This is a genomic window from Chlorogloea sp. CCALA 695, from assembly GCF_003003885.1.
Taxonomy (GTDB): domain Bacteria; phylum Cyanobacteriota; class Cyanobacteriia; order Cyanobacteriales; family Chroococcidiopsidaceae; genus Aliterella.
This window is the reverse complement of record NZ_PVWN01000089.1, coordinates 1-2,434: the sequence shown is the minus strand read 5'-3', so window position 1 is coordinate 2,434 and position 2,434 is coordinate 1. Positions and strand designations below refer to the sequence as shown.

General features: G+C 44.5%; 3 protein-coding genes. All 3 read left to right on the top strand.

Annotation, left to right across the window (positions count from 1 at the left end):
* On the top strand, nucleotides 1-384 hold a 384-nt coding region (locus C7B70_RS23600), incomplete at its 5' end, for a hypothetical protein (protein WP_199192488.1).
* Nucleotides 385-397: 13 nt separating this feature from the next.
* Nucleotides 398-1,672, top strand: coding sequence for a hypothetical protein (locus C7B70_RS23595; RefSeq protein ID WP_106371372.1), 1,275 nt, complete (start codon nucleotides 398-400; stop codon nucleotides 1,670-1,672).
* Between the two features lie 16 nt (nucleotides 1,673-1,688).
* Nucleotides 1,689-2,434, top strand: a 746-nt coding sequence (locus tag C7B70_RS23590; protein WP_199192487.1) for a hypothetical protein, incomplete at its 3' end; no start/stop codon positions are given.

Below are 2,434 nucleotides of genomic sequence, written 5' to 3'. Positions count from 1 at the left end.
GAAGTTGTACGCCTTAATCCAACCGCGATTGTAATTGGCGACATGGAGATGCCTTTACCTGACGGAGCGATCGCTTTATCTGGTTCTGATAACGCTCCACTAATTGCTAAGACAGGGGGTAGTAGTTTTCGTCGATTTGTTGGTGGGTTAGCTGGCACAGTTGCAGGCGGTGCTGGATTAACAAACTTTGGTGCGTCCCAAAATGTCGAGATTGGTGACTCCAGCTACTTTAAATCAATTGGGGCAAATATCGCCACAAATGTAGTCAGTAATGCTGCACAAGAGTTACAGCGCTCAGGATCGGGTAACGGAATTCTTGTGCTTAAAGCAGGTAGCTCCATTACTATTTCAGTGCATAAGCCGTTCGTTTTACCAGATTTATAAGGCATTCAGAAAGATGCAACCCATTATTAAAACCTTTTCTCTATCTCTTGTTTTATCGGTCGCAACACTTTCTCCGGCATGGGCGCAAAGGGTACTGCGAGTTTCATCTGTTGCTGCTCAAGAGGGAAACGTCCCCATTAAAGTTCATGTTGAAGGTGGTGGTGTATTGCTCGATTTTGCTCCTACAAATGAAAGGATTACAAAAATTTCTATCGATGACCCTAGCCGGATAGTGGTAGATCATTGCCTTGTAACTAAATCTTGCAATGATCTCCCTAGTCCAGTTATTCGGCTGTTTCGCTCTAGTGGAATTAACTTTCAAGATATTCCTGCTGCCAAAACTACTATGCTTTCAGTAGAAACGGTTGATGCTCAAGGAAATTACCATTCTTATCCGTTTCCAATCACGATCGGGACAGGTCGCAGCCTCATTAGCAAAATCTTGATTGAAGAAGAAGATGCGAACGATAGTCCCTTCCAGACAGGTACGGTGGCGCGTAATCGGGTAACACCTACCATTATTACCCTCGGAGTCGAAGAAGCTGAGGCTAAATCCTTATTGGTCGATCCTCAATTAAAAGCACGTATTCGCAACTATCTTGCTCTAATGAAAAGTGGGATGAGTAGCTTGAAGGCAGCCAACAGAGCCGGAATTTCTGCTGATTTAGTTGCTAAATTAGTACAACTTGGACAAGCTAAAGTTTGGGAGGCTGAAGCTAGACGACCAGTTGCCTTGCGCCCAAGTTCTCTACCTCTAGCTGCTAATCCTCGCGTAACCATACCGCCTAAGAAGACAACGCAAAACGTTCACCAGCCGAAGTTGGCGATGGTCGCAAAGCGAACCGCCGAAGGCATCGCTAAACCTACTGCAAGTATCACGCCTGTACCAGTTGTTAATTCAACTCCTCCAAGTGTGCCAGACAATAACCAAATTCAAAACACTCGTGAGTCCAAGTCAGCCATCGCTAGACCTACATCAAAAACTGCACCTGTATCTAAGCCGCAAGTTACCAAACCCGCGCCAATAGTTGCACCTTTACCCAAGTCGTCTGTTACGGGAGCTTCAAAGCTGACTTACAACCCAGCTAAGAATCATCTCCAAGCTAATGCTTTAGTAAGGGGACTAATAATCGCTAGACGACAAAAAAGTATCAACAAGACTATTGCCGCTAAGGTACAAGATGCGATCGCCACCCTACGCTCAGGGAAGGACATCAATACTGCGGCTAAACGAGCGGGTGTGAGTATAGACAAAATCAATGAATTGCTTACTCTAGCAGGGGGATGAGCTTGTGCATAGGTGCTTGGCAATAATTACTGCTTTGATTATTGGTGTGACTGCTTTACCCTTCGCCACGAAAGCGCAAGTAGATGTCATTGATAACGATGCTCCAACAGATAACGAGTTAACCCCAAATACATTTTCCTTCGACGATATAGAACCAATTCAATCTCATGGTTCTTTTTCGGCTCCTGGCTGGGGAAGTATTACCTGGACTCCTGGGACTCCCCCTGAGCAACTATTTACGGTGGGAATGTTTCTTGATTCCTTTGAATTTCAAAACTTATCACTTAATCAAATCGGCGACATAACAGGTCAAAGCGTCACTGATGCTCCCTTATCTAGTTTTGGTCCCGTTCAAAATCTGACAGTTTCTCAGCTTGTATCATTGATTCCGCAGTTGGGGCAATTACCTGTATCAATGTCTCCCCCAATTCAAGCACTAGCCCAGCAGCAGGGCATTGATACTGCTCTTGGCTCTGTTGCGATCAAGGAAATCTCGCCCCGAATCCAAGGAACTATTAGTCAACTTGGCAATAGCCAAACTGAGTATTCAATCTCTCAAATACCTGGACTTGAAAATGTAGCATTAAAGCAAATTCCTGATTGGGAAAATGCTCAAATTGCCGATATTCCAGGATTATCAAGCGTCCCTCTTATCGATCCACTCTCACTTAAGGATTATTTCATCCCGTTTGATATTCCCTTTGGTATGTCTCCCTGCAAAGTTGGCAAAGAATGTCGAGAGTTCAATATTGATAATACAGC

Coding starts and splice junctions, on each gene's coding strand:
- C7B70_RS23595 (WP_106371372.1), top strand. CDS start 398: ATGCAACCCATTATTAAAACCTTTTCTCTATCTCTTGTTTTATCGGTC.